Origin of the sequence: Bacillus sp. FSL K6-6038 (assembly GCF_038050455.1) — a bacterium.
Classification (GTDB): Bacteria; Bacillota; Bacilli; order Bacillales; family Bacillaceae_G; genus Bacillus_A; species Bacillus_A pseudomycoides.
Genome location: NZ_JBBOUH010000001.1, coordinates 3,628,619 through 3,654,131, shown reverse-complemented (window position 1 = coordinate 3,654,131; position 25,513 = coordinate 3,628,619). Strand labels below are relative to the sequence as shown.

The 25,513-nt window shown below is 35.4% G+C and carries 25 protein-coding genes, 1 pseudogene and 1 riboswitch; of the genes and pseudogenes, 24 read left to right on the top strand and 2 right to left on the bottom strand.

Translation table 11 applies throughout. The annotated features are described in order from the left end of the window. Positions 1–22 precede the first annotated feature (22 nt). The 16 genes from NSQ40_RS19155 (at position 23) to NSQ40_RS19080 (ending at position 14,600) form a co-directional block, all read left to right on the top strand. A complete protein-coding gene (locus NSQ40_RS19155; RefSeq protein WP_098114344.1) occupies positions 23–1,165 on the top strand; it encodes a phage major capsid protein in 1,143 nt (380 codons plus the stop codon). Positions 1,166–1,326: 161 nt separating this feature from the next. Beyond that, on the top strand, positions 1,327–1,629 hold the full coding sequence (locus tag NSQ40_RS19150) for a head-tail connector protein (protein WP_026008416.1): 303 nt from the start codon (positions 1,327–1,329) through the stop codon (positions 1,627–1,629). Next, positions 1,616–1,996: a head-tail adaptor protein gene (locus NSQ40_RS19145; protein ID WP_098114343.1), complete on the top strand. Its 381-nt coding sequence runs from the start codon at positions 1,616–1,618 to the stop codon at positions 1,994–1,996. Before NSQ40_RS19150 ends, NSQ40_RS19145 begins: the two co-directional genes overlap by 14 nt. Continuing rightward, entirely contained in the window at positions 1,950–2,336 is a 387-nt protein-coding gene (locus NSQ40_RS19140; protein WP_098114342.1) for a hypothetical protein, read from the top strand. Before NSQ40_RS19145 ends, NSQ40_RS19140 begins: the two co-directional genes overlap by 47 nt. Next, positions 2,326–2,751: a hypothetical protein gene (locus NSQ40_RS19135; protein WP_097786551.1), complete on the top strand. Its 426-nt coding sequence runs from the start codon at positions 2,326–2,328 to the stop codon at positions 2,749–2,751. The genes NSQ40_RS19140 and NSQ40_RS19135 overlap by 11 nt, the downstream gene beginning before the upstream one ends. 1 nt (position 2,752) lies before the next feature. Then, positions 2,753–3,349 carry a phage tail protein gene (locus NSQ40_RS19130; RefSeq protein WP_098114341.1) on the top strand — a complete coding sequence of 199 codons (597 nt, stop codon included), beginning with the start codon at positions 2,753–2,755 and terminating at the stop codon, positions 3,347–3,349. A gap of 18 nt (positions 3,350–3,367) precedes the next feature. Beyond that, entirely contained in the window at positions 3,368–3,829 is a 462-nt protein-coding gene (locus NSQ40_RS19125; RefSeq protein ID WP_003199608.1) for a hypothetical protein, read from the top strand. 182 nt (positions 3,830–4,011) lie between these two features. Beyond that, positions 4,012–7,527: a phage tail tape measure protein gene (locus NSQ40_RS19120; RefSeq protein WP_258248242.1), complete on the top strand. Its 3,516-nt coding sequence runs from the start codon at positions 4,012–4,014 to the stop codon at positions 7,525–7,527. A 1-nt stretch (position 7,528) separates the two neighbouring features. Next, positions 7,529–8,206, top strand: a complete 678-nt coding sequence (locus NSQ40_RS19115) for a phage tail domain-containing protein (protein ID WP_098114339.1) — start codon at positions 7,529–7,531, stop codon at positions 8,204–8,206. Then, entirely contained in the window at positions 8,203–10,653 is a 2,451-nt protein-coding gene (locus NSQ40_RS19110; RefSeq protein ID WP_098114338.1) for a phage tail spike protein, read from the top strand. The genes NSQ40_RS19115 and NSQ40_RS19110 overlap by 4 nt, the downstream gene beginning before the upstream one ends. Next, positions 10,650–12,047 carry a BppU family phage baseplate upper protein gene (locus tag NSQ40_RS19105; protein ID WP_098114337.1) on the top strand — a complete coding sequence of 466 codons (1,398 nt, stop codon included), beginning with the start codon at positions 10,650–10,652 and terminating at the stop codon, positions 12,045–12,047. The genes NSQ40_RS19110 and NSQ40_RS19105 overlap by 4 nt, the downstream gene beginning before the upstream one ends. A 145-nt stretch (positions 12,048–12,192) precedes the next feature. Beyond that, complete coding sequence (locus tag NSQ40_RS19100) at positions 12,193–12,417, top strand: hemolysin XhlA family protein (protein ID WP_141521854.1); 225 nt, start codon at positions 12,193–12,195, stop codon at positions 12,415–12,417. Between the two features lie 153 nt (positions 12,418–12,570). Next, positions 12,571–13,077, top strand: a complete 507-nt coding sequence (locus NSQ40_RS19095; protein WP_098158921.1) for a hypothetical protein — start codon at positions 12,571–12,573, stop codon at positions 13,075–13,077. 18 nt (positions 13,078–13,095) lie between these two features. Next, positions 13,096–13,347 (top strand): hemolysin XhlA family protein, encoded by a 252-nt coding sequence (locus tag NSQ40_RS19090; protein WP_098114680.1) that lies wholly within the window; start codon positions 13,096–13,098, stop codon positions 13,345–13,347. Between the two features lie 9 nt (positions 13,348–13,356). Further along, entirely contained in the window at positions 13,357–13,563 is a 207-nt protein-coding gene (locus NSQ40_RS19085) for a hypothetical protein (RefSeq protein WP_097847864.1), read from the top strand. Continuing rightward, the gene (locus tag NSQ40_RS19080) at positions 13,563–14,600 is read left to right on the top strand and encodes a GH25 family lysozyme (RefSeq protein ID WP_098114678.1); all 1,038 of its coding nucleotides are present in this window, start codon (positions 13,563–13,565) and stop codon (positions 14,598–14,600) included. The genes NSQ40_RS19085 and NSQ40_RS19080 overlap by 1 nt, the downstream gene beginning before the upstream one ends. Before the next feature lie 223 nt (positions 14,601–14,823). Here the strand turns inward: NSQ40_RS19080 and NSQ40_RS19075 are convergent, their stop codons facing one another. Further along, positions 14,824–15,105, bottom strand: a complete 282-nt coding sequence (locus tag NSQ40_RS19075) for a hypothetical protein (RefSeq protein ID WP_257131943.1) — start codon at positions 15,103–15,105, stop codon at positions 14,824–14,826. A gap of 42 nt (positions 15,106–15,147) precedes the next feature. Further along, positions 15,148–15,432 carry a hypothetical protein gene (locus NSQ40_RS19070; protein WP_098114674.1) on the bottom strand — a complete coding sequence of 95 codons (285 nt, stop codon included), beginning with the start codon at positions 15,430–15,432 and terminating at the stop codon, positions 15,148–15,150. A 238-nt stretch (positions 15,433–15,670) separates the two neighbouring features. Between NSQ40_RS19070 and spoVFB the strand changes: the two are divergent. The 8 genes and pseudogenes from spoVFB to NSQ40_RS19030 form a co-directional block, all read left to right on the top strand. Next, a pseudogene (spoVFB, locus tag NSQ40_RS19065) lies at positions 15,671–15,859 on the top strand (dipicolinate synthase subunit B); the annotation flags it as partial. 149 nt (positions 15,860–16,008) lie between these two features. Next, positions 16,009–17,055 (top strand): aspartate-semialdehyde dehydrogenase, encoded by a 1,047-nt coding sequence (gene asd, locus NSQ40_RS19060; protein ID WP_003203711.1) that lies wholly within the window; start codon positions 16,009–16,011, stop codon positions 17,053–17,055. A 23-nt stretch (positions 17,056–17,078) separates the two neighbouring features. Beyond that, on the top strand, positions 17,079–18,311 hold the full coding sequence (gene dapG / locus NSQ40_RS19055; RefSeq protein WP_018782290.1) for an aspartate kinase: 1,233 nt from the start codon (positions 17,079–17,081) through the stop codon (positions 18,309–18,311). A gap of 11 nt (positions 18,312–18,322) precedes the next feature. Further along, positions 18,323–19,201 (top strand): 4-hydroxy-tetrahydrodipicolinate synthase, encoded by an 879-nt coding sequence (dapA, locus tag NSQ40_RS19050; RefSeq protein ID WP_003203717.1) that lies wholly within the window; start codon positions 18,323–18,325, stop codon positions 19,199–19,201. 443 nt (positions 19,202–19,644) lie between these two features. Then, positions 19,645–21,315, top strand: coding sequence for a ribonuclease J (locus NSQ40_RS19045; RefSeq protein WP_003203719.1), 1,671 nt, complete (start codon positions 19,645–19,647; stop codon positions 21,313–21,315). Positions 21,316–21,417: 102 nt separating this feature from the next. Then, complete coding sequence (locus NSQ40_RS19040; RefSeq protein WP_003203721.1) at positions 21,418–22,167, top strand: ClpP family protease; 750 nt, start codon at positions 21,418–21,420, stop codon at positions 22,165–22,167. Next, complete coding sequence (locus NSQ40_RS19035) at positions 22,164–22,367, top strand: YlzJ-like family protein (protein WP_033796883.1); 204 nt, start codon at positions 22,164–22,166, stop codon at positions 22,365–22,367. The genes NSQ40_RS19040 and NSQ40_RS19035 overlap by 4 nt, the downstream gene beginning before the upstream one ends. Positions 22,368–22,580: 213 nt before the next feature. Then, positions 22,581–24,980 carry a DNA translocase FtsK gene (locus NSQ40_RS19030; protein ID WP_033798472.1) on the top strand — a complete coding sequence of 800 codons (2,400 nt, stop codon included), beginning with the start codon at positions 22,581–22,583 and terminating at the stop codon, positions 24,978–24,980. A gap of 204 nt (positions 24,981–25,184) precedes the next feature. Beyond that, a riboswitch (purine riboswitch) is annotated at positions 25,185–25,286 on the top strand. Positions 25,287–25,513: the final 227 nt, after the last annotated feature.

Here is a 25,513-nt window from a genome sequence, read left to right as displayed (position 1 = left end):
ATAAAATAGGAGGAAATGAAAAATGGCAATTAAAAATTTAGATCGTGAAGCACAGAAACAAAACGAAATGAAAGAAAAATTATTAAATGCAATGAATAGTGGAAATGAAGAAGCTGCAGCTGCAGCTATGGTAGAGTTTGCAAATTCTATCCAAGAAAATATTATCAATGAAGCACGTAGAGCAGTTAATGAAGATTTAACAGATCAACAAGTGATGGCAAGCCGTGGACTACAAGTTTTAACAAAAGATGAGCAATCCTATTATAACGAAGTAATCGCAAATAAAGGTTTTGCAGGAGTTGAAAAGTTAGTACCTGCAACAGTTTTTGAACGTGTATTTGAGTATTTACGTACGAATCACGCATTGTTAAACTATATTGAATTTGTAAATACGACTGGTGTAACAGAATGGATTGTGAAAAAAGGAAATGTACAATCTGCTTGGTGGGGAAAACTTTGTGAAGAAATTAAAGAATTATTAGATGATGGTTTTGAAGCTATCCCAACAAACTTATATAAATTAAGTGCATATGTTCCAGTTTGTAACGCAATGTTAGATTTGGGCCCAGTTTGGTTAGATCGTTATGTTCGTGAAATTTTAACGGAATCAATGGCAATTGCGTTAGAAGAAGCAATTGTAAATGGAACAGGGAAAGACCAACCAATTGGGATGATGAAAGATCTTAATGCAGCGGTAACAGCAGGAGTTTATAGTGATAAAAAAGCAATTGTGCTTACTAGTTTATCACCAGAATCATTAGGAAAAGAAGTTATGGCACCACTAACAAAAGGTGGACGACGTGCCGTAAATAATGCACTTATGGTTGTGAATCCTCTTGATTATTGGGAAAAAATCTTCCCAGCAACTACATTCTTAACACAAAATGGTGCATATGTATCTGGTGTGCTTCCAATTCCAGCTACAGTTATTCAGTCTTTAGCTGTTCCAAAAGGAAAGATGGTTGCAGGGATTGCAAGTGATTACTTTATGGGTGTTGGTTCGACTCAAAAAATTGAAGTATCAACAGAATATAAATTCTTAGAAGATGAAACAGTTTATTTATCTAAGCAATATGCAAATGGTCGTCCAAAAGATAATGAATCGTTCTTAGTATTTGATATTAGCAGCTTAAAAGCTGGTGGTAGTCAAACACCTACACCCTAATAAATCCTCCACATTAAGAGTGGAGGGAATTGATTTTAGTAGCATGTTAAAACCAGAATTAATTGCTTACGCAAATCAACATAATATAGATATTTCTTCTGCAACCTTAAAAGAGGATATTCGTAAAATTATAGAGGAATCAGTTACAAATGGTGATTAAAATGGGGAAAACATTAGATGAAACATTACTTGAAGATGTAAAAAGCCGTTTGCGTATCACTTGGAATGATGAAGATGAACAAATAAATAAAACAATTGAACGTGGAAAGGCGTATTTACAAAATCTTTGTGGTACGTCTTTTTCATTTGATGAAGAAAATCAAGTAAAGCAATTATTGATTGAGCGTTGCAGATATGAATACAACAATGCTCTAGAAGATTTTGAAAAGAATTTTCGAGGGGAATTACAACGGTTAATTATAGATGCCGCCTTAAAAGAGAGGGCAAAAGATGAAGCCATATAACGAAACATTTAATGATGGTTTTCTAAAATACGGACGGACAGAAACAAAACGTAGTGAAAATGGAAAACGGATTAAGGGGATTTTTTCTGAAGAAGGTAAACTTGCTTTTAGGGAATTATCTGCACGGGATAGTGATTATCAATCTTGTGGACTATTAAATGCAAAGCTAGATAAGAAAGTCAAAACGCTGTTTCCACCTTCTTTTCGTTCCGTTAATAAAAACCAGTTAAAAGCAGTTATAGATGCTTTGCAATACGATGTAATCAAAGTCGATTCAGACAAGAGATATTTATATTTTTATTTGCAGGAAGTAGGTGGATATGATGAGCAACGAACAATCGAAGAAACGACTGCAAAAAATGAATAGTTTGCTAATCTCAAAGTTGAAAGAACAGTTTGAGATAGGAGTTTATCAAGATCAAGTGAGTGAAGATGAAGAAAAAGACTATCATTATTTCATCTTTGAAACAGGCGGTTTTGAAAAAACAGATAGCAAGTTCACATTAAAACAAAATGTTTTAATTCGTTATTATTCTGAAAATCGTGATGATCTAGACGAAAGAATGCTAGATATTGTTGCTGCACTTGAAGCTGCAGGAAATTCATTTCAGCATTCTAATAAAACATCCATTCAAAAAGGGGAATTGGATGAATATATTGATGAAATTGAGATTTATGTAACAAGGATTGTCAAATATGGCTGCTAGTTCATGGAGTTTAGAGTTTGGAGATATTGAGAAATTAGAAAACAAACTTAAACAGATTCCGAACAAGTCAGAACAAGCACTAAATAAAGTGTTACATAATGACGGTGTAAATTTAGCAGTAGAATCTATTCAACCTCAAATCCCTATCTCTACATGGAAAGGGAGAGTTAGAAATAAGCGACATGCAAGAAATGAAAAAGCATTAACAAATAGCAAAATGAACCTTGGTTTTACGATTCGTCCAACACCAAGGTTTAATTATTTAAAATATCCCGATTTAGGTATTGGTAGATCAGCAAAAAACACTCCGCAAAAAATATTGGAGCGAGGATTACAAACAGCTACACCAAAAATATCGGAACGTTTAAATACAGAGTTAGATAAAGTTATTCAACAAACATTAGGAGGTTCATAATATGGCAAAAACAATTATTGAAGAATTTGATCCAATGACATTTACCAATGTAGGGATTCAATTTATTGAAGGTGGAGAACAACAAGTAGGAACAAAGTTTGGTTGTGTTGGGACCATCGAAGGTGAAACGGAAATGCTTGAAATTGTTAAAAAGTGTGAGGGGTTAGAAGTTAAAAAGATTTCTAGACCATCCAAAATGATTATGACTCTTTCGGGGCATTTAAGTGTAGCAGTTCTTAGAAAGATTTTCGGAATAAAAACAGATGGATTAAAACCAGGTGTATGGTCATATGGTGCTAAATCTAAAGGGAAACCATTTGTCCTAACTGCAGATGTAGTTGATGAGTTTGAGGATTTACAAAAACTTGTTGCCTTTTCTAATTGTGCTTCTTCAACAGGATTCAAATTTAAAGTGGAAAATGGTGCAGATGAAGTTGCGGAAACAGAACTTGAGTTTACTGTAATGAAAGATAGTAATAATGAATTCTATTATGAAGCATTAGTGGATGAACTAGAAGACCAAACGGTAAAAGATCAATGGCATACAAAATTCACACCAGAACTTGTAAAAGCAACAACTCAAACACCACAACAGTAATAGGGGGACAACAAATTGGTGAAAGTAGAAATTGTAAAATTACAAGAAGTAGAAACTGTACAGTTAGACAACGGACAATTCCAAAGAATAACTAAAAATCAACAAACTGTCCCTTGTTACATTACAAATTATGCAGTGAAGAAGGGGAAAGATTTAGGATTACTAGAAGAATCCCTTTTGCAGGGGTTATTTAAATTAAAAGGTTTAGTGAACGTTGATCCAAATCAACTTGATAGTATAGATAGTACTGCTTTACAAGGAATTGACGAAGTTGAATTACAAAAGATCATTTATTTAGGGTGCTTAGGTGCAAATAAAAATTTCCCTTATGATTTTGATGCATTTTTAGAGCGATTTCATTATTCCTTTGATGCAACAGTAAAATTATATGCACAATTAATTTCTGGTGTAACAACAGGACAACAAAACGGATTTGCAAAAGGATTAGCCAATAGCACCAGAAACGGAAAAAAGAAATAAGCCCACCGAAAATAAATATTGAATGCGTAGAGGACAAATATGTTCTCTACGTTTTAATTTATGGGATTGATCCAGATGCATTTTGGCACTTTCCTGTTGCATCGGTGGAGCGAATAGCCAAAGGAAAACTTGCTTTTGATGGTTGGAAAGCCAATCCACGTTAAAGAAAGGCAGGTGAAAATATGGCAAATGGTCCAGAATCAAAAATAACATTTAAAGTTTTCAATCAAGAATTTAATAAAGCAATGGGTGAAATGAAGAATGAAAGTACAGAGTTACGTCAAGAATTCACCTTGCAACAAGAACAACTTAAATTAAGCAGTACAGAAACAGAAAAACTAACTGCAAAGTTAGGATACCTACAGCAGCAACAACAATTGGCAGCACAAAAGGTTGCAGCAACTGAACATCAATTAAGTAAAGCAAAAGCTATATATGGTGAAAACTCTGTAGAAGTTGAAAAACTTGCACGTCAATTAGCGAATGCTCAAATAGCTGAACAAAAGTTTTCAAATCAAGTTAAAGAAACTGAATCAGCACTTCAAAGATTAGGACAACAAAATAGTGTTGCTGCACAAGAATTAAATAAATTAAGTGCAGAAGAAACTAGTCTTGCAAATAAATCAGCAAAATTACGTGCTGAATATGATTTGCAACGTGCAGCACTTGGTAATAATGCAACTGAATCTGAAAAATTAACGGCAAAGATTCATTACTTGGAACAAGCACAGCAAAATGCTGCTCAACAAACACAAAATTGTGTACAGAAACTAGAAGCTGCTAAATCACAGTATGGTGAAAATTCTGCTGAAGTAAATAAGCTTGAAACAAAATTATTACAATTAAGAGCCGCAGAACAACAATTGCAAAATGAAGTTCAACAAACAAATACAGCACTATCTGAACAAGCAAACACTGCAAGCCAAGCATCAGAGAAAATTAATGCTGCTGGTGAAAAAATGCGAAGTGCTGGGGAAACTATGTCTACAACTGCAACACCAGCTATTTTAGGTTTGGGTGCAGGAGCAATGAAAGTAGCTTCTGACATGGATGCTTCACAAAGAAAAATCCAAGCAAGTTTAGGTTTAACATCCGAAGGTGCTCAAAATCTTGAAAAGATAGCAGAAAGTACTTGGAAAAATGGATTTGGTGAAAATATGGCAGAAGTCGATACAGCATTAATAAAAGTATTTCAAAATATGCGTGATGTTCCAAATGAAGAATTACAAGGTGCAACTGAAAATGTATTAACACTTGCTCAAACATATGATGTTGATCTGAATGAAGCAACTCGTGGTGCAGGTCAATTAATGAGTCAATTCGGATTATCTACAGAAGAAACATTTGATTTACTTGCTGCAGGTGCTCAAGAAGGACTGAACTATTCAGATGAATTGTTTGATAACCTTTCAGAATATGCACCGTTATTTAAACAAGCAGGTTTTACGGCTGATGAGATGTTTAATATTCTAGCAAATGGTACTCGTGATGGTTCTTACAATCTTGATTATATTAATGATCTTATAAAAGAATTTGGAATTCGTGTGCAAGATGGTTCTAAGGGCGTCGCTGAAGGATTTGGTGAGTTATCCCAGGAAACACAAGATGTTTGGGCAAGCTTTAACGCAGGAAAAGCAACCGCAGCCGACGTGTTTAAAGCTGTTACTGGTGATTTAAAAAACATGGATGACAAAGTAAAAGCGAATCAAATTGGCGTTGCTCTTATGGGTACAAAATTCGAAGATATGGGCGCTGATGCAGTTTTAGGTCTAAATGAATTAAATGGTGGATTAGGTAAAACCAAAGGCGCTATGGATAACATGAAAAAACTCCAAGAGGAAGCGTTTGGGCAACAATTTAAAAGTATGTTGCGAGAATTAGCAGCTGCTCTTGAACCTTTAGGAAAAGTTTTATTATCTTTAGCAAAAGATATCATGCCTTCTATTTCAAGTGCAGTAAAAACCGTATCAGATGGATTTAATAATTTATCTCCAACTGCTCAAAAGATCATCATAATAGTTGGTGGAATTGTTGCCGCCATTGGTCCCTTGCTAATCATTCTATCCTCACTTGCACCACTCGCTGGTGCATTAGCTGGTGCATTTGGAATTACAGCAGGGGCAATGCTTGGCTGGATCGCAATCATCCCAATCATTATAGCGGCTGTTGTGGGATTAGTTGTTGCAATCGTTCAAAATTGGGATTCTATTAAAGAATGGACTATAAATACTTGGAATGCTATTAAGGAGTTTTTAGTAGGTATTTGGGATGGTTTACTTCTAATATTAACTAATACTTGGAATATGATTAGTACAACTACAACAACAGTTTGGACTGCTATTTCAGAATTCTTCACAATGATTTGGAATGGTATTGTACTGTTTATTACTACAGTTTTACAGGGGATTGCTACATTTTTTACAACAACTTGGACTGCTATTTCAACTTTCTTTATGGAAATTTGGAATGGAATTGTAGCCTTTTTAACACCTGTCTTACAAGGGATTGCAGATTTCTTTTCATTGATTTGGAATGGTATTTCTACTGTAATTCAAACCATATGGAATTTTATTAGTCAATATTTACAAGCGATTTGGACTGCTATTTCTTACTTTGCTACGCCAATATTTGAAAGGATTAAAACTTTTATTACAGGTGTATGGAATTCAATTAGTTCTACTACAAGTGCGGTTTGGGAAGCGATTAAAAACTTCTTATCTACTTGTTGGAATGGACTAGTATCTTTTGTCACGCCTATTTTTAATCGTATTAAAGATTTTATTGTTTCTGTATGGAATACAATTAGTTCTACTACAAGCACGATATGGAACACAATAAAAAATGTTTTATCAAGCATTTGGAATTCTATTGTTTCTGTGGTAACTCCAATTTTTAATAACATTAAATCAGCAATATCTACTGTTTGGAATGCAATTAGTAGTACAAGTAGCAGTATTTGGAACGGCATAAAATCTACTCTTTCAAGTATATGGGAAGGTATTAAATCAACAGCTTCTGGTGTTTGGAATGGATTAAAAGAAGCAATTATGACACCTGTCCGTTGGGTTACCAGTGCGGTAGAGGGTGCTTTTAATGGAATGAAATCTGCTGTATTAGGTGTTTGGGATGGTATCAAAAGCGGTATCAGAACAGTCATTAATGGCATTATTAGTATGATTAATAAATTCATTGATGGATTTAATACACCTGCCAACCTATTAAATAAAATTCCCGGTGTAGATGCACCAACTATTCCACATGTACCAATGCTTGCAAAAGGTGGTCATGTTCTTGGAGATGGACAATTCATTGCTGGTGAAGCTGGGCCCGAATTATTCAGTAAAAAAGGAAATAAAGTATCGGTTACACCTTTAAGTTCTTCAGAAAAAGCAGCTGGTATTGGTGGACAATTGAATTTACTTACAAAAAATGTCGCAGAAACGATACAAAATGCAGCTGCACAATTGGCACAAATTGTTGCATTTGACGTACCTAATGCATTAGGAGATGCACTTTTAAATGGTCTTCCTAATATGGCAGGAACAGCAACAGGGGAAGGCAGTAATCAACAACCAATTGAAGTTAATTTTTATAATACTGTTCGAAATGAACGTGACATTGATCGTATGTTTGAAAAAGCGGATGATTGGTTTGCGCAAAAAGGACGTAACTTAAATATTGGCATAGGGAGGAATTGATTTGCTAGACATTGGTATCAATAAAGAATTAGCGAGTGACTACGGTTTATGTATGGTAGATCGTCCATCAATTCCTACAGCAAAACAAAAAGTAGAGCACATAGAAGTACCGGGAAGACACGGATCACTCACAAAAAAAGGGGCATTTGAGGATGTCCCTTATAAAATTAAATTTAATTTGCTAGAAGAAGAAAATATAAAACCTTTAGTACGTGACATAAAAGTTTGGCTTATGAATGGAAAAACCCTCTATTTTACAGATGATGAGGTATATCGAAAAATCAAACATGTAGAAATTGGTGACATTGCAAATGAAATTGAAGAATTTGGAGAGTTTGAAGTGGAATTTACACTTGATCCTTTTGAATATGTTGAATCCGTTCCATTTGTAATAACGAAATCAGAAACGTTTATGAATATTGGAACATATGAATCTGCTCCTAAATTCGAGATTTTCGGGAATGGTGATGTGCGAATCATGATAAATGATGTTTCCTTTCAAATAAAGGGAGTAACCAATTCTGTTATAGTTGATTCTGAGCTTCTCATTGCTTATGAGGGAACAAAGCCAATAAAAACAGTAGGGAGTTTCCCTATTTTCCAAGTTGGAGAAAATACAATTGCATGGTCTGGAAATGTAATTAAAATTTTAATTGAACCACGGTGGCGATACATATGATTACACTATATGAAGCAAATGAAACAGATTTTACACATAATGGAATAGGGGTTTTAGACAACAATATTTATGATGCAACTGTTGAGGAAGAACTCAACGGTTTATTTATATTTAAATTTAGTTATCCATTGTTTGCTCCTTATGGAACAAAAATTGATGGAATGAGCATTATTAAAGCACCAACCCCAGATGGAGATCAGTTATTTCGTGTTGTGACTCCTAAACCAAGTATGGGGGAATTAACTGTACAATGCTATCACATTTTCTATGATCTAACTGAAAATTTAATTGAAGATATATTTATTCAAACAACAAATGGAAATGGAGCAATGAATCGTTTATCAGCAGGGTGTCAATATAAGCATCTGTTTACCTTTTATTCTGATATCCCAACTATTGCAAGCACACGTATTGTAAGGAAAAATCCAGTAGAAGCGGTTTTAGATAATAGTCAAGATAACTCTTTTATCAATCGTTGGGGTGGCGAATTAAAACGAGATAATTTTGATGTGAAAATGTTAAAAAATCGTGGTATGGATAGAGGAGTTGTCATTCAACACAAAAAAGATTTATTAGGCTATGAAGGAAATGTTGATTGGAAAAGCCCAGTTACTCGAATCATGCCGCAAGGGTTTGATAATCTACTTTTACCAGAAAAATATGTTGATAGTCCCCTTATTAATAAATATCCTCATCCTAAAATTAGAGTGGTGGAATTTAAAGACATAAAAGCTAAAATTGGAGATCATGCAAAAGATGAAGATGCAGTCCCGTTGGAAGAAGCGTATAAATTATTGCGTAAAGCTGCAAAAGAAATGTATGAAGTTCAAAAAGTAGATCAACCAAAAGCAACGTATAAGGTAGAATTTCAAGAGTTATCACGAACTGAAGAATATAAGAATTTTGCCATTTTACAGCGTGTTTATATGGGGGATATTGTTACTGTTAATCACGAAGAAGACAACCTTCATATTCAAGCAAAAGTAATTGCTTATAAATATGATCCAATTAAAAAAGAATATATAGACTTAACGATTGGTAATTTCAAAGAATCTTTTACAAGCATGGCAAATAAGCTGGATCAGATGCAAAATAACTTAGAAAACATGCCATATGATATTTTAGATGCAGCAAAAGAACACGCAACCAATCTTATTAATAGTGGTTTTGGTGGGCATGTTCGAATTTATCCAGACAGAATTTTGATTATGGATACAAAAGATGAAATGACTGCTTTAAGAGTTTGGCAATGGAACCTTAATGGTTTTGGATATTCTTCCACAGGGATTAATGGACCGTACGGAACTGCTATAACTATGGATGGACGTATTGTAGCTGACTTTATTACTGCTGGAACAATGAATGGTAATTTAATTAAAGGTGGAGAAATAAACGGTGCTACTTTAAGAACGTCTGATACAAAAAACTACGTAAGTATATCAAAACAATTTATACGTTTGTTTGAGTCAGACATTACCCGTATGTTTTTAGGATATTATATAAACTCAAGAAAAGAAATGCAGCCCACTATCTTTTTAGGGGGAAACGATGATATAACCGCTTCACAAGGGGCAGTAGCAGTATATCAACAATCTGACTCATATCCCAAAGCTGGCGGCATTGGTATCACAAGGGGATATCAAAGTGGAAGTAAAACAGATTTGTACTTTCCGGCAAGTATTTTCTTTGACCAAAACGGAAAGATGCTTATAAAAGCGGAAGATTCTTTGAATATAGATTCATTATACTCATACATGAATTTAACTGCTGCAACAGATTTCGGAGTGAAAGGTAAAAAGAATCTCATGCTTGAAGCGACTGAAGAGAATATGTATTTTACATCAGGAAAAGCCTTTTCTTTTCATCAAAATGGAAAAAGAATCTTTTCGGTAAAAACTTCTTCTGGTGGGGATACAGACTTAGTGCTTCAGTATTCTTTGTTACGAAATTCTAATTCTGCAAATGGATACCTTCAAGTTATGTCTGGCACTGGTTCATTTTATGGTGGGATTTTAGCTGCTGATTTTAAAGTATCATCAAAGAAAAAATACAAGACTAATATTCGAGATATACAATTTAGTGCATTAGACAAGGTAATGAATTGGGATATTAAACAATACAACCTTAAAACAGACATGGCAAAACTTTATGATATGCGTATGAATCGAAAAGAAGGAGAACCACCAATTACTACTGATGCGATTCCAGCACATTATGGTTTAGTTATTCCGAATGAAGAGGAAGAAACAGGTGTAGGTTTATACGGTATGCTTTCACAACTAGCAAAAGGATTCCAAGAATATGCAACAAAAACAGATGCTAGAATCAAAGAATTAGAGCTAACGCAACCTAAAGGAAATATAAAGTATAGAGGAAGACCGAAACGTACGAGAAGACCGCCCAAACGTCTTAAAAGAAGCGCAATAGAAAGGAGCGTAACGAGATGAGAAATGAGGTAATTACAATTGATTTATCTGATCCAGTATTTACGAAAACAATTCGTTTACGCCAAAATGATAAAAATGGTTTAAGACTAACTGTATATCTAAAAGATAATGGTAGGGTAGTTGATTTAACTGGATATGTAGCAAAGTATGAAGCAACAAATAATAAAGGGCAGTTTATTCGGGATGATGCCAAAATTATTGATGTAAGTAGTGGAATCATCGAATATATATTACCTGCTAAGGCGGTTTCAACTCCTAATGAGTGGATGGCTTACTTTGTTATAGAAAAAGGTAATTCAGAGCGTACAAGTACACCCGATATCCGAATTGTTTTAAGAAGAGATGTCAAAGAAGGAAATATTAAAATGGAAAGTTACATTTCTGATTTTGAAAAAGCCTTGGAACAAGTAGCAGGATATAGAAAAGAAATTGATGATACAAATAAACAAATCGTAGAGTTAACAAAATTAATTAATGCAAATAATGTTCAAGTACCCAAAATCACAACAGATGTAGGCGGTGCGTTAATCTCGGTCAGTGATGCTACAAAAAATATACTCGATGAAATTGTATCTAGAGGACTAGGGATAAACACAATTTATTGCCATGGCAGCGCGCAAGGGAATACACCTAATGCTAAATCTTGGCGTGGTTTCTCATTTATAAATTCCCCTACCTATGGATTTATTTTTGCGAAAGATTACCAAAATAAACTCTGGACTAATTATATTGATGATGCAAAAGGCTGGTTAGGTTGGGTTGAACATCCATCGTTTGAAGATGTGAAAAAATTGTTCTCATTATGGGCGTTTGACGAGAAGAGATTGCTTTTGAATGGTAAATCAATTTTAGAAGAAGAAACGGATGCTTTAGTTATTAGTAAAGACTCGAAATATAAAAAAGTTAAAGTTGAAGCTGATCTCTTAATCCACAATAAACTTCAAGCTCCTTCTAATGTGGCTGTTTGGTTTCATAAAGAAAAACGCTACAATAGCGGAAAGTGGATTGTAGAGTTTAATGATCTTCCTCGTTGGGGTTTTAATAGAAGTGTAGACCGTTCTGGTGGTCTATTTCACATTAAAGAAAGTGGTATCTATGATGTACATGCTTACCTGTCTGCATTAGCCCAAACAGCGGATGCTGAACATATTCTAGAAATCCACATATTAGATGCAAGTGGAAAAACAATTGAAGAACATGAAATTGCAGGTGAAATTGCGGGCTATGTAGGTAAATGGGTTAGGATGATAGGTAGTTTTCAGTGGTACTTTACAGCAGGGCAAAAATTCAAAGTTGTTTATAACAATAAAGACAAAGATCAGATTTATGTTTGGGAAGCAAGAACTACTGTTACCCAGTTATCAAAAGGTTTAGATGAAAATAATGCGGTTTAATAAGTAAGCGTACAGAAGTAGGCTTTTTTATTTTGGATAAAATACGGCTTTGATACGCAAACATCTGAATTACATTCACAGTGAATAGGGTTGTCTCATAATATATAAAGATTGATTTATTAAGGTGGACGAAGGGTGTGAGCGTATGGAAGACGTATATAAAAAAATTGACAGCCTAAAAACGGAACAAAAAGAAATCATGAGAGATATTCGCAATTTAGAAACTCGTACAACTATTAACGAAAAAGACATTTTTACAATTAATAAGCAGTTAGAAAAAATTAGCATGAATACAACATGGATTTTACGAATTGTTATTAGTGCAATAGTTATGGCAGTTTTAGGATTGATAATAAAAGGTGGTATTTAAAGTATATGTTTAAATGTGGTTATAAAGGGGGACAATCGTCTCTCTTTTTATTTTGCTCGAAAGGGTGTGAGAACAATGTAGAAAAAGATAAATAAGAGTCGATTAAAGAGAATCAAAAAATCAAACAAAAAAATTCGATGGAGATGTTTAATAATGACTAATAATTCTAATGAGGTAAATCAAGCAGTAGTTGAAGAGGTAATTAAAGAGGTCCGAAGACGTTTCGGTTTAATTCCAGGATTCTTTAGTGAGGATAAGGAAGCAGGTGCTATCTTCTTAAATAAAGGCAATTATGAAAGTAGCATTTGGATGGATGGTGAAGGGCTTTTTTATGAGGACGATGTACCTTGGGAAGAGCTTATTATTACAAATGCAGTAGCTGACACTGATACACCTCCAATGCTACGTAGACATGGAAACTGGGTTCACATGACAGGTGCGATTAGATTGGTTAAAAACCAACAAGTATTCACAAGAATAACACCAGATATTGCACCACGCCAAGATTCTTATTTTTCTGCTATAGCGTATTTAGATAACGATCCAAATCGTCCAGTTGCAGCCGATGTGATTGTTCATGCAGACGGAAGAGTTTCTACTTATCTTCCAGAATCGCAAACTCGCTATGTATCATTTTCGCTATCATATCCAATTAAGTGATGGTAAGCAGTAAAGGGGATGAGAAAATTGCCGGAACAAGAAAATCATGATGATTTCACTAAAGTAATTATTGGATTAACAAGAGTAGAAACAAAAATTGATGGTCTTGGCAACGTGAGGGAACTTGCAATAGAAGCGCAGCAATCAGCAAAAAGTGCTCACTTGCGTGTAGATCGTTTAGATAGATTAGTTTTTTGGATAGGAACAACAGTAATTGGCTCACTTATTGCTGGTGCCATTACATTGCTTTTTAAATTTGCAGGGAAGTAGGGGGAAATAATGAGCAAACAAAATATCAAGAAACGATTCCGCAACTGGAAAACATGGGTTGCGGTTTTTTCATTGCTTGGATTTTTATTTACAAAGTTTGGGGTACCAGAAGCAAAGAGTTTTTTAGATGAATTAGCGCCTTATCTATTATCCGTTGGTATTGCATTGGGAATTTGGTCAGATCATGAAGAAAATGAACAAGGAGATGTTGAATAATGATAGAAAAATACATTGTAGATATTTCAAAATTTAACGATAAAATTAATTGGGATGTAGCAGCGCCACAGTTGGGATTAGCAATTTGCCGTGTGCAATATGGCTCAAATAAAGTAGATGAATTATATAATCAACACGTAAAAAAATTAGAAGCTAGAGGTACTCCACATGCAGCATATGCGTATGGCTGCTATGTTAGTGTGAATGATGCAATTGTGGAAGCAAAAGACTTCTTGAATCGAGTTAATAAGAATGCTAAGTTTCTTGTTTTAGATGTGGAAGATGATACTGTAGCATCTATGGAAAGTAAGGGGAATTTGGGAGACTTAGCAAAAGCATCACAAGCATTTATTGATACTTGTAAGGCTGCAGGTTGGAAAGTCGGTTTATATGTATCGCATCATATGTATAATCAATATAACTTACAAAATGTAAAAGCGGATTTTATTTGGTTACCACGTTACGGAACAAATGATGGTCAACCACATGAAAAACCTTCTTATTCATGTGACATTTGGCAATACACCGATAATGGATATATTAAGGGTATTGGTCGAGTGGATATTAATTTATTACTAGGGGATAAAACATTAGATTGGTATATTGGTGATGATGTAAACACAATTGCTCCAAGCAAAAATGTAGGAATCGGAATTGCTGTTTCTAAATATTCTGTTGGATATGGTATCAATCTTTATGATGCACCAGATGGTAACTTTACTGAGGAACGCTTTAGTGACCAAACACCACACGTAATCCTTGAAGGTGTTTGGTATGGTGGAAATGAAAACATGCTTTGTTTTGGTCCTAGTCGTTGGGCAAAGCAAGAGCATTTTGATGTGCAATGGTTTAGAGCTTATTCTAAGTATCCACCTGGATATGGAATTAATACCTATTCAGCACCAGGCGCTCCAGATGGAAGTTTCAAAGGTCAAGTGGATGGAACAACTTCGTATGAAATTTATTCTCGTGAAAATGGATGGATTGATCTTGGACAACAAACGTTTGTGAAAGAAGAACATTTTGATATTAGATAATTTTAAAAGCCGGCTCTTATGAGTAGGCTTTTCATTTACCAAGTAACTAACGTTTCTTCACAATGAAAAGTGTACAACAGCAAAGGTAAAACATACGATGTTACTGTAAATGAATCCTATGTAAACGTTTATTAACCTAGCAACAGCATGAAAAAGAAACCGATTCCTACTAAAGAGTCGGTTTCTTAGAATTATTATGTCAAATGTTTAATGATGATAAATATTACACGATAAACTCAAAATATTCCGGAAAATCAATGTTATTCATATTTTCTATACCACCATTTTCTTCTACGTGAACATATATTTTGTGAATGCATTTATATAATAAGGAAATGTGTTTCTCAGGCATATCATCTAGTAAAATAAATGCTTCATTACGGCTAGTTGCATTCTTTACAACTTTAAAATTCCATCTACTATAAAGCTCTGGATTTAACATACAAGATTCCGTATCTGGACCGAAACTGTAAATTACATTTTCTTTATCCTCATTCTCTTTCATTATTGCTATTAGTGGATATCTCCCCATTTTTCTCAACACTCCTTAATCAAAAACTTTATCAAGCGGAATTTTTAAATGCTCATCAAAAGGTATCATTGGTTCGACTTCAGGTGAATCCCACGGGCGTCCTGAATCAACTGTCTTACGATGTGCTGTTACATAATCAGTTTTAAAAATTCCTTCAAATCGAGATTCAAAGTATTCATGTTTAAGTAATTTTATATCATTTTCATGATGAATACCTTTTTCTAAACGCTGCCAAGCTCTTGCGATTTCATAATCAGGGTCAAATCTATCTATTCCTCGACTAAGAATATGTTCCTTCATAAAAACATGTTCTTTAATATAGAAGAAATATAAAAAAGTGCTAACAAGTTTGCAAACGAACTTGCTAACATTTATATGAAATAGATATAAATTATCGCTGATATGTCACTGGATATATAGTCATTATAAAAATAGACAATACAAACTAACTTTGCCTAGAATACTCATCGTAGTACAATTTATAATATGTATAATAGAAGAAATTTTAAAATACATATTCTCTTGTTGTCATCATGTTGGTGTAAACCTTATGCGTTTAATGGCGACAAAACATATTTATTTTGTGCCATTTGGGCAAGATGCACCAGAAAAAAAACCAAATTCAATGGTAGCTCGTATGGAACTTCTTGAAGATACAATTATAGAAGCAATAGAAGGGAAGCAATTACAGCCAGTTGTTGTAGAAAAATTCAGATATATGAATTAAAAAACGAAAAAAAACAGACAATTTTTTACGAAACCATCATTCTTATCGCAGAATATGATAAAATTAATGTTATTAAGATTAGAAGGAGTACTCTATACTCCTTCTAATTCTAAGTATAGAAGGATTGGTATCTAGAAAGGGGCATAGTGATGGAAAAGGAAAAATCTTTTCATGTCGCTGTAGTTGGAGCAACCGGCGCAGTTGGTGAACAAATGTTAAATACTTTAGAGAAACGAGAATTTCCAATTGGGAAGTTAACGTTACTTTCATCTAAACGTTCTGCAGGCAAGAAGCTTGTATTTAAAGGAGAAGAATTCACAGTACAAGAAGCAACTCCTGAAAGCTTTGAAGGAGTCGATATTGCACTCTTTAGTGCAGGTGGATCTGTATCGAAACAACTAGCACCAGAAGCAGCAAAACGTGGTGCAATTGTTGTTGATAATACAAGTGCATTCCGTATGACAGAAAATGTACCACTTGTTGTACCTGAAGTGAATGAAAATGACTTAAAAGAACATAGTGGTATCATTGCAAATCCAAACTGTTCTACAATTCAAATGGTAGTTGCTCTTGAACCAATTCGTCAGCAGTTTGGTTTAAAACGAGTAATCGTTTCCACATATCAAGCGGTGTCAGGTGCAGGTGCTGCTGCAATTGAAGAGCTTCATGAACAATCACAAGCAATCTTAAATGGAGAAGAAGTAAAAGCAAATGTTTTACCTGTATCAGGTGACAAAAAACATTTCCAAATTGCTTTTAATGCCATTCCACAAATTGATAAGTTTCAAGATAATGGATTTACATTTGAAGAAATGAAAATGATTAATGAAACGAAAAAAATTATGCATATGCCCGAGTTAGAAGTAGCAGCGACATGTGTACGTTTGCCAGTTGTATCAGGTCATTCTGAGTCCGTTTACATTGAAGTGGAAAAAGAAGGCGTAACTGTAGAAGAACTGAAAAACTTGCTTGCGGATGCGGAAGGAATTGTACTGCAAGATGATCCAGCAGAACAATTATATCCAATGCCATCTACTGCGGTAGGGAAAAATGAAGTATTTGTTGGGCGTATTCGTAAAGATTTAAATAATGAAAAAGGATTCCATCTTTGGGTCGTATCTGATAACTTATTAAAAGGTGCTGCATGGAACTCTGTTCAAATTGCAGAACGATTAGTAAAATTACAATTAGTGTAAACGGCTAAGAGAAGGTGCAAAAAATGAAAATTATTGTTCAAAAATTTGGTGGTACATCGGTACGTGATGAAAACGGACGTAAGCATGCACTTCACCATATTAAAAAAGCATTAGATGCTGGTTATAAAGTAGTTACGGTTGTATCAGCTATGGGACGTAAAGGTGAACCATATGCAACGGATACATTATTAAGTCTTGTAAATCAACAGGAATCTAGCATTTCAAAACGTGAGCAAGATTTATTATTATCATGCGGAGAATTAATCTCGGCAATCGTCTTTTCAAATATGCTAAATGAAAATGGTGTGAAAGCAGCAGCACTAAATGGTGCACAAGCTGGTTTTGTAACAAATGATGATTTTACGAATGCAAAGATTATTGAAATGAATTGTGATCGTATACATGGAGAGTTACAAAACGTAGATGCTGTTGTTGTTACTGGATTCCAAGGGCGAACTAAAGAAGGCGATACGACAACACTTGGACGCGGAGGTAGTGATACTTCAGCTTCAGCACTAGGTGTTGCGCTTCAAGCTGAATATATCGATATTTTTACTGATGTAGAAGGTGTGATGACTGCTGATCCAAGGATTGTAAAGGATGCGCGTCATCTTCAAAACGTAACATATAATGAAATTTGCAACATGGCTTATCAAGGTGCAAAAGTTGTTCATCCGCGCGCCGTTGAAATTGCAATGCATGCAAAAGTACCACTTCGTGTGCGCTCCACGTACTCTGATAGTGAAGGGACACTTATTGCTGCATATGATGGTGCTACAAAAGGCCGTGATGTAGAAGAACGACCTGTTACAGGTATCGCTCACGTATCAAACGTGACGCAAATTAAAGTGCTTGCAAAAGACGGATCGTATGATTTACAAAAGCATGTTTTTAAAGAGATGGCAAATGAAGGAATTAGTGTAGACTTAATTAACATTTCGCCTACAGGTGTGGCTTACACAGTAAATGATAATGTATCAAGTCGTGCTGTTGAAGTTCTTCATAAGCTTGGATATGATCCGATCGTGACGGAGCACTGTGCAAAAGTATCTATTGTAGGAGCTGGAATGGCAGGTATTCCAGGGGTTACTGCGAAAATTGTCACAGCATTGGCAGAAAAAGGTGTTCAAATTTTACAATCGGCAGATAGTCATACGACCATTTGGGTGCTTGTAAAAGAAGTAGATTTAGTGGAAGCTGTGAATGCATTGCATAGTGCGTTTGAGCTTTCAAAAGAAAAGCAACTGGAACAATAAGGAGTGAGACCATGATAGATTTTGGGACAATTGCGACAGCGATGGTAACACCGTTTGATAAAAATGGAAACGTCGATTTTGCAAAGACAACTAAATTGGTAAATTATTTAATTGATAACGGTACAACAGCAATCGTGGTAGGAGGAACAACCGGAGAGTCTCCTACATTGTCATCAGAAGAAAAAGTAGCGTTATATCGCCATGTTGTATCTGTTGTCGATAAAAGGGTGCCCGTAATCGCTGGAACAGGTAGTAATAATACACATGCTTCTATCGAATTAACGAAGAAAGCTACAGAAGTTGGTGTCGATGCAATTATGTTAGTGGCGCCGTATTATAATAAACCGAGTCAAGAAGGCATGTATCAGCATTTTAAAACAATTGCTGAAAGTACAGAACTTCCGGTTATGCTATATAATGTTCCAGGACGATCTATTGTACAAATCTCCGTTGATACAGTTGTTCGTTTATCAGAAATACAAAACATTGTTGCAATTAAAGATGCTGGCGGCGATGTATTAACAATGACAGAAATTATTGAAAAAACAGCGGACGACTTTGCTGTATACAGCGGTGATGATGGTTTAACGTTACCAGCTATGGCAGTTGGAGCTAAAGGTATTATTTCTGTTGCATCTCATGTGATTGGAAATGAAATGCAAGAAATGATTGCGGCATTCCAAGCAGGAGATTTCAAAAAAGCACAGAAATTGCATCAGTTACTTGTCAAAGTGACAAATGCATTATTTATGGCGCCGAGCCCAACTCCAGTCAAAACAGCATTACAAATGGTTGGATTAGACGTAGGATCTGTACGTCTTCCACTTCTTCCATTAACAGAAGAAGAACGATTAACATTACAAGAAGTAATCCAATCGATTCCTCGCTAAATAAAAAATGGCTTAGTAAAAACTAGGCCATTTTTTATTTATCATTTTAACCGAGAAGACCCCCCCTCTAAACGAAGTGAAGGTGGGGGTAGTTCAATTTATATAAAATTTCTATGCTTCTCTTCTCTTTCTCGCAAATTAACTTGTGTTCTATTTCTGGTATCAGTTATAATATGGCTAAGTAGCTTAGTACGGGTATGCTTAGCAAAATTGGAAAAAATTATGGTTTAACGGAATTTTTATATCATATCGCATAAGATATTTGATTTATATAATGAAAGAGAGGTGAAACCTGGTTTAAAAAACGAACAAGAACATGATATCGCATAACGGTAAGGACATTCGTCTTGGACGGTGAATATATGGTGGTTGTAGAGCTTCCCTGGTGTCTCTACGATTTTAGTGAAATCAGTGTTTGTAAGATTTTTAAACCAGGCAACAACATGAAGAGAAAAGAGATTGATTCTGTAAAGGTATTTGCTCTTGGTGGAGTAGGTGAAATCGGGAAAAATATGTATTGTGTGGAAATTGATTCCGAAATTTTTATTGTGGATGCAGGATTGATGTTCCCGGGAGACGAAATGTTTGGAATTGATATTGTTATCCCTGACATTACATATTTAGTAGAAAATCAAGAGCGAGTAAAAGGTTTATTTATTACACATGGTCATGAAGATCATATTGGTGGAATTGTTTATGTGCTGCGCAAACTTTCCATCCCGGTGTATGCAACAAAGTTAACGGTAGGTCTTATACAAGAAAAACTCGGTGAAGCAGGAATGCTAGGCCGTGTAGACTTAAAAACAATTGATTCGAATTCGGCTGTAGAATTTAATACGACAACGGTTTCATTCTTTGGAACAACACACAGTATCCCAGATTCTGTTGGTGTGTGCTTCCATACATCACAAGGATCCATTGTATATACAGGAGATTTTAAATTTGACCAAACACCAATTGGTAACAGTGGGGCAGATCTTGGAAAGATGGCGCAAATTGGAAATGAAGGCGTTCTTTGTCTGTTATCAGATAGTACAAATGCTGAACGTCCTGGTTACACGGGGTCTGAAAAAGAAGTTGGTATAGAAATTTCAAAAGTATTTTATAATGCAGAAGGACGTATCATCGTTGCTTCTTTCGCATCTAATGTACATCGTATTCAACAAGTATTTGATGCAGCTGCTGAAACAGGCCGTAAAGTGGCCGTTGTAGGTCGTAGTATGGTAAAAGTGGTAGATATTGCAAGGCGTCTTGGATATTTAGACGTTCCAGATGGTATGGTTATTTCATTGCAAGAGGTAGATAATTTCCCGGAGAAGAAGGTAGCGATTTTAACAACTGGTAGTCAAGGGGAACCGATGGCAGCTCTTTCAAGAATGGCAAAGCAAGCTCATAAACAAATTTCAATCCGTAAAGGAGACACAGTTATCATTGCAGCTTCTCCAATTCCGGGAAATGAAATATCAGTATCTAAAATTATTGATTTATTATTTAGGGCTGGTGCAGAAGTTGTTTATTATGGAGAAAGAAAAGTTCATGTTTCGGGTCATGGTAGTCAAGAAGAATTGAAATTGATGCTGAATTTAATGAAACCGAAATATTTTATACCCGTACACGGCGAATTTCGTATGCAAAAAGCACATGCGTATTTGGCGGAAGATGTTGGTGTCTTGAAAGAAAACATTTTTATTGTAGAAAAGGGCGATGTAATTGCTTTTGAGGGCGAAGAGGCAAAGCAAGCTGGTAAGGTACAAGCGGGTAATGTTCTTATTGATGGATTAGGTGTAGGTGATGTCGGAAATATTGTCTTGCGTGATCGTAAGATGTTATCACAAGACGGAATTTTAGTCGTTGTTGTAACGCTTGGAAAAGATGAGAAAAAGATCATCTCTGGACCAGAAATTATTTCGCGTGGTTTTGTGTATGTTCGTGAATCTGAAGCGTTAATCGAAAGGTCTACAGATATTGTACGTACAATTGTTGAACAGTCCATTAAAGAGTATTCTATTGAATGGTCCATGCTAAAACAAAATATTCGTGAATTATTAGGACAGTTTCTGTATGAGGAAACGAAGAGAAAACCGATGATTTTACCAATTATCATGGAAGTATAAGAAAAAACCACCTTTATCGGTGGTTTTTTCTTTTTTATCCCTATCGCATGAAATTTACAACTTAAGAAATAATAGTTGTATAAGAGTGAAAGGGGATGCGACATGACAGAACGTGATGGTTTAACAAATGAGGAAAAAGAAGCAGAACCGAAAGAGGATTCAAAAGAGGCGTCAGTAATAGAAAAAATCCAACAACTTGGTCAAACGAATGTTCCGCAAATGAATGAATCACGTATTCACTGCTTAACGATTGTTGGACAAGTAGAAGGACATGTACAGCTTCCACCGCAAAATAAAACGACGAAATATGAACATGTAATTCCACAAATTGTGGCAATTGAGCAAAATCCAAAAATTGAAGGGTTACTTTTATTGCTAAATACTGTTGGTGGTGATGTTGAAGCTGGGTTGGCAATCTCTGAAATGGTAGCTTCATTATCGAAGCCAACTGTATCTTTGGTTTTAGGTGGAGGGCACTCGATAGGTGTGCCAATTGCAGTGTCAACAGATTATTCGTTTATTGCTGAAACTGCAACGATGACGATTCATCCAGTTCGTCTGACGGGTCTTGTTATTGGTGTGCCGCAAACATTTGAGTATTTGGATAAAATGCAAGAACGTGTAATTCGATTTGTAACAAAACACTCAAAAGTGACGGAAGATCGTTTTAAAGAGCTTATGTTTGCGAAGGGAAATTTAACACGAGATATTGGAACAAATGTAATTGGAATAGATGCAGTAAAGTATGGCCTTATAGATGATGTCGGTGGTATCGGGGATGCGATTCGAAAGTTGAATGAATTAATAGACATGCGAACAGATGGAAATCAAGACGGGAAGTTGCTGCAATGATTTTGTATACAATTATGCCAGAGCAACTTGTTTATCAGGCTGATTATTCACAGTATGAACAACAAAAAATAGTGAATGTAAATGGAGTAGAGATGATTGTATTTGAAGAGGGTAGTCAATATTATTCCGTTGTTCGTGTGCTAAGTACAAATCCATCCCACTACTTACAGTATGAACCAGGCCAGAAAATAACCTTTTAGCAAAAAGCAGGATTTTGTGTAGAAGCTATGGTATAATATAAAAAACAAGACGGTTGAGCAGCCATGATTAGGCTGCTTTCTTCTGTTTATTTGACATTTTACAAGAAGTGTAAAATGTCAAATGAACAGATCTAGAAGATGTGACGAACAACATGTAGAGAATACTTTCAATGAATGAAAGTCGTACTTAATTTTTGGACTTGGGGTGAAGAAATGGCAAAACAAAAGCAAAGAGGGACGAAATCAAAAGCAAGACGTACGATAAAGCCAACTTTGTATTACGAAATCGTCGGATTGACTCTTTTTGCACTTTCAATCATTACAATTTTACAGCTAGGTATTGTAGGGAAATCGTTTGTTTTCTTCTTTCGCTTTTTCTTTGGTGAATGGTACATAATGGGTGTGCTTGGTGTGATTGCATTATCGATTGCATTTGTTATAAAGCGCGCATGGCCAAACCTTTTAAATAAACGGTTAATCGGTGTCTATTTAATTGTATTAGCAATAGTAATGTTTAGTCATATTACATTATTTAATTTGCTTTCAAAAGAAGGAACCGTAGAAAATACATCTGTGATTGTCAGTACAAAAGATTTATTTTTTTATGAGATGAAGAAAGGTGTAGTAGAGTCCGTTCACTTAGGCGGGGGGATGGTTGGTGCCCTTATGTTTGCTACATGCTACTTTTTGTTTGATGAAGTAGGAGCCTACATTATAGGTATCATTCTTGTTATTCTTGGTATACTTTGCATTACAAACAAACACATTGGGGAAGTGTTAGCCCCGGTTGGACGAATACTCAGAAGTCAATTTCAGGGGATGCAAGGGGATTACAAGGATTGGAGATCGAAACGTACTGCTGAACAAACAGAAAAGAAAAAAACGACAAGGCGTACGCGTAGTGAACGTTTTGATAGCGAAGAAGAAATTACTGAGCCGTTAGAAGAGATAGAAATTGGACCGCCAATTATTTCGAATTTTACAGAGAACTATCCAGTTAGTGAAGAAAAAGATAAGGAAAGTGAAGATGAGATTGCAAATGAGTTGATTGCGCCGCCTTCTATGGCAGAGGAAGAGATTCCATCTGCATCAAAAGAACGAACACAAAAGAAACGAGGAGAAAAAATTGTTGAATCTCTGGAAGGAGAAACAAAAGCTCCTCCAATGCAATTTTCAAATGTGGAAAACAAAGATTACAAGCTTCCTTCTATCGATATATTGAAGTTCCCAAAAAATAAACAGGTTACAAATGAAAATGAGAAAATTTATGAAAATGCTCGTAAGTTGGAACGTACTTTTCAAAGTTTTGGTGTAAAGGCAAAAGTAACGAAAGTGCATAAAGGACCTGCAGTTACGAAATATGAAGTGTATCCTGATATGGGAGTAAAGGTAAGTAAAATTGTTAGTTTGAGTGATGATTTAGCACTCGCGTTAGCTGCGAAAGATATTCGTATTGAGGCCCCTATTCCTGGGAAATCCGCGGTAGGGATTGAAGTTCCAAATTCAGAGGTTTCTATGGTAACGCTTAGAGAAGTACTTGATTCGAAAGCGAATAATCATCCGGAAGAAAAGTTATTAATTGGTCTTGGGCGTGATATTACTGGTGAAGCAGTATTAGCACGTTTAAATAAGATGCCCCATCTATTAGTAGCTGGAGCGACTGGTAGTGGAAAGAGTGTATGTATTAATGGTATTATTGTTAGTATTTTAATGCGTGCCAAACCACATGAAGTCAAATTAATGATGATTGATCCGAAAATGGTAGAGTTGAACGTATATAATGGTGTTCCGCACTTATTAACACCTGTTGTAACGGATCCGAAAAAAGCATCACAAGCTTTGAAAAAAGTTGTGAGTGAGATGGAGCGTCGCTATGAATTATTTGCTCATAGCGGAACGCGTAACATTGAAGGATATAATGAATACATTAGACATCATAATGAACAATCAGAAGCAAAACAGCCTGAGCTTCCATACATTGTTGTTATCGTGGACGAGTTGGCCGATTTAATGATGGTTGCTTCTTCAGATGTAGAAGATGCAATTATGCGCCTAGCACAGATGGCACGTGCTGCTGGTATTCATTTAATTATCGCGACGCAGCGCCCATCTGTTGATGTTATTACAGGTGTTATCAAAGCAAATATTCCATCACGTATTGCGTTTGCTGTGTCTTCACAAACTGACTCTCGAACGATTCTTGATGGCGGAGGCGCTGAAAAATTATTAGGACGAGGGGATATGCTGTTCATACCAATTGGAGCATCGAAACCAGTTCGTGTACAAGGTGCATTTTTATCAGATGATGAAGTGGAAAGAGTTGTGGAATATGTTGTTGGACAACAAAAAGCGCAATATCAAGAGGACATGATTCCACAGGATGTACCAGAAACAAGACAAGAAGTAGAAGATGAATTATATGATGAAGCGGTTCAGCTTGTTGTAGAAATGCAAACGGCTTCTGTTTCTATGTTACAACGTAGATTCCGAGTGGGATATACACGTGCGGCGCGTTTAATTGATGCGATGGAGATGAATGGTGTAGTTGGACCTTATGAAGGTAGTAAGCCGAGAGAAGTTTTGATTAAAGATATACAAGAAAAAAGTTCTTAATAAAAAAGTCCAATTGTTTACAATTGGACTTTTTTATATGGAGTTTTTGTTATATACTAGAACTATCACGTAAGAAAGGGCTTTCATTTATGATAGTTCTTTAGAATACGAATGCTTTCAATGTTATTTTTGAAAAATGTTCGATATTACTTGCAAAAAAATGTTGAATTGTGTTGACACATATGGGAGCAGGTGGTACGATTACTTCGAAAAGAATCACTGCCTCATATAATCTTGGAGATAAGGTCCATAAGTTTCTACCTGGCAACCATGAATTGCTAGACTATGAGGGGAAAAGTGTGTAACAAAGGATGTAAGGGATCTTTGTATCTAACTTTTTCTCTATATGAGGAATGTTGGGGTGCAAAGTTTTTTTTATGAAATAAAGATAGAAAATTTCATTTTGAAAAATTATTAACATTTATTCGACAAATTTTATTTTATCGTATCGTTATGTAAGGTATGTCATGTATTGGTTGAAAATCGAGAACAGAAGTCTTACATCAGAGGTCGAATAATTGGAATGCGGGGGA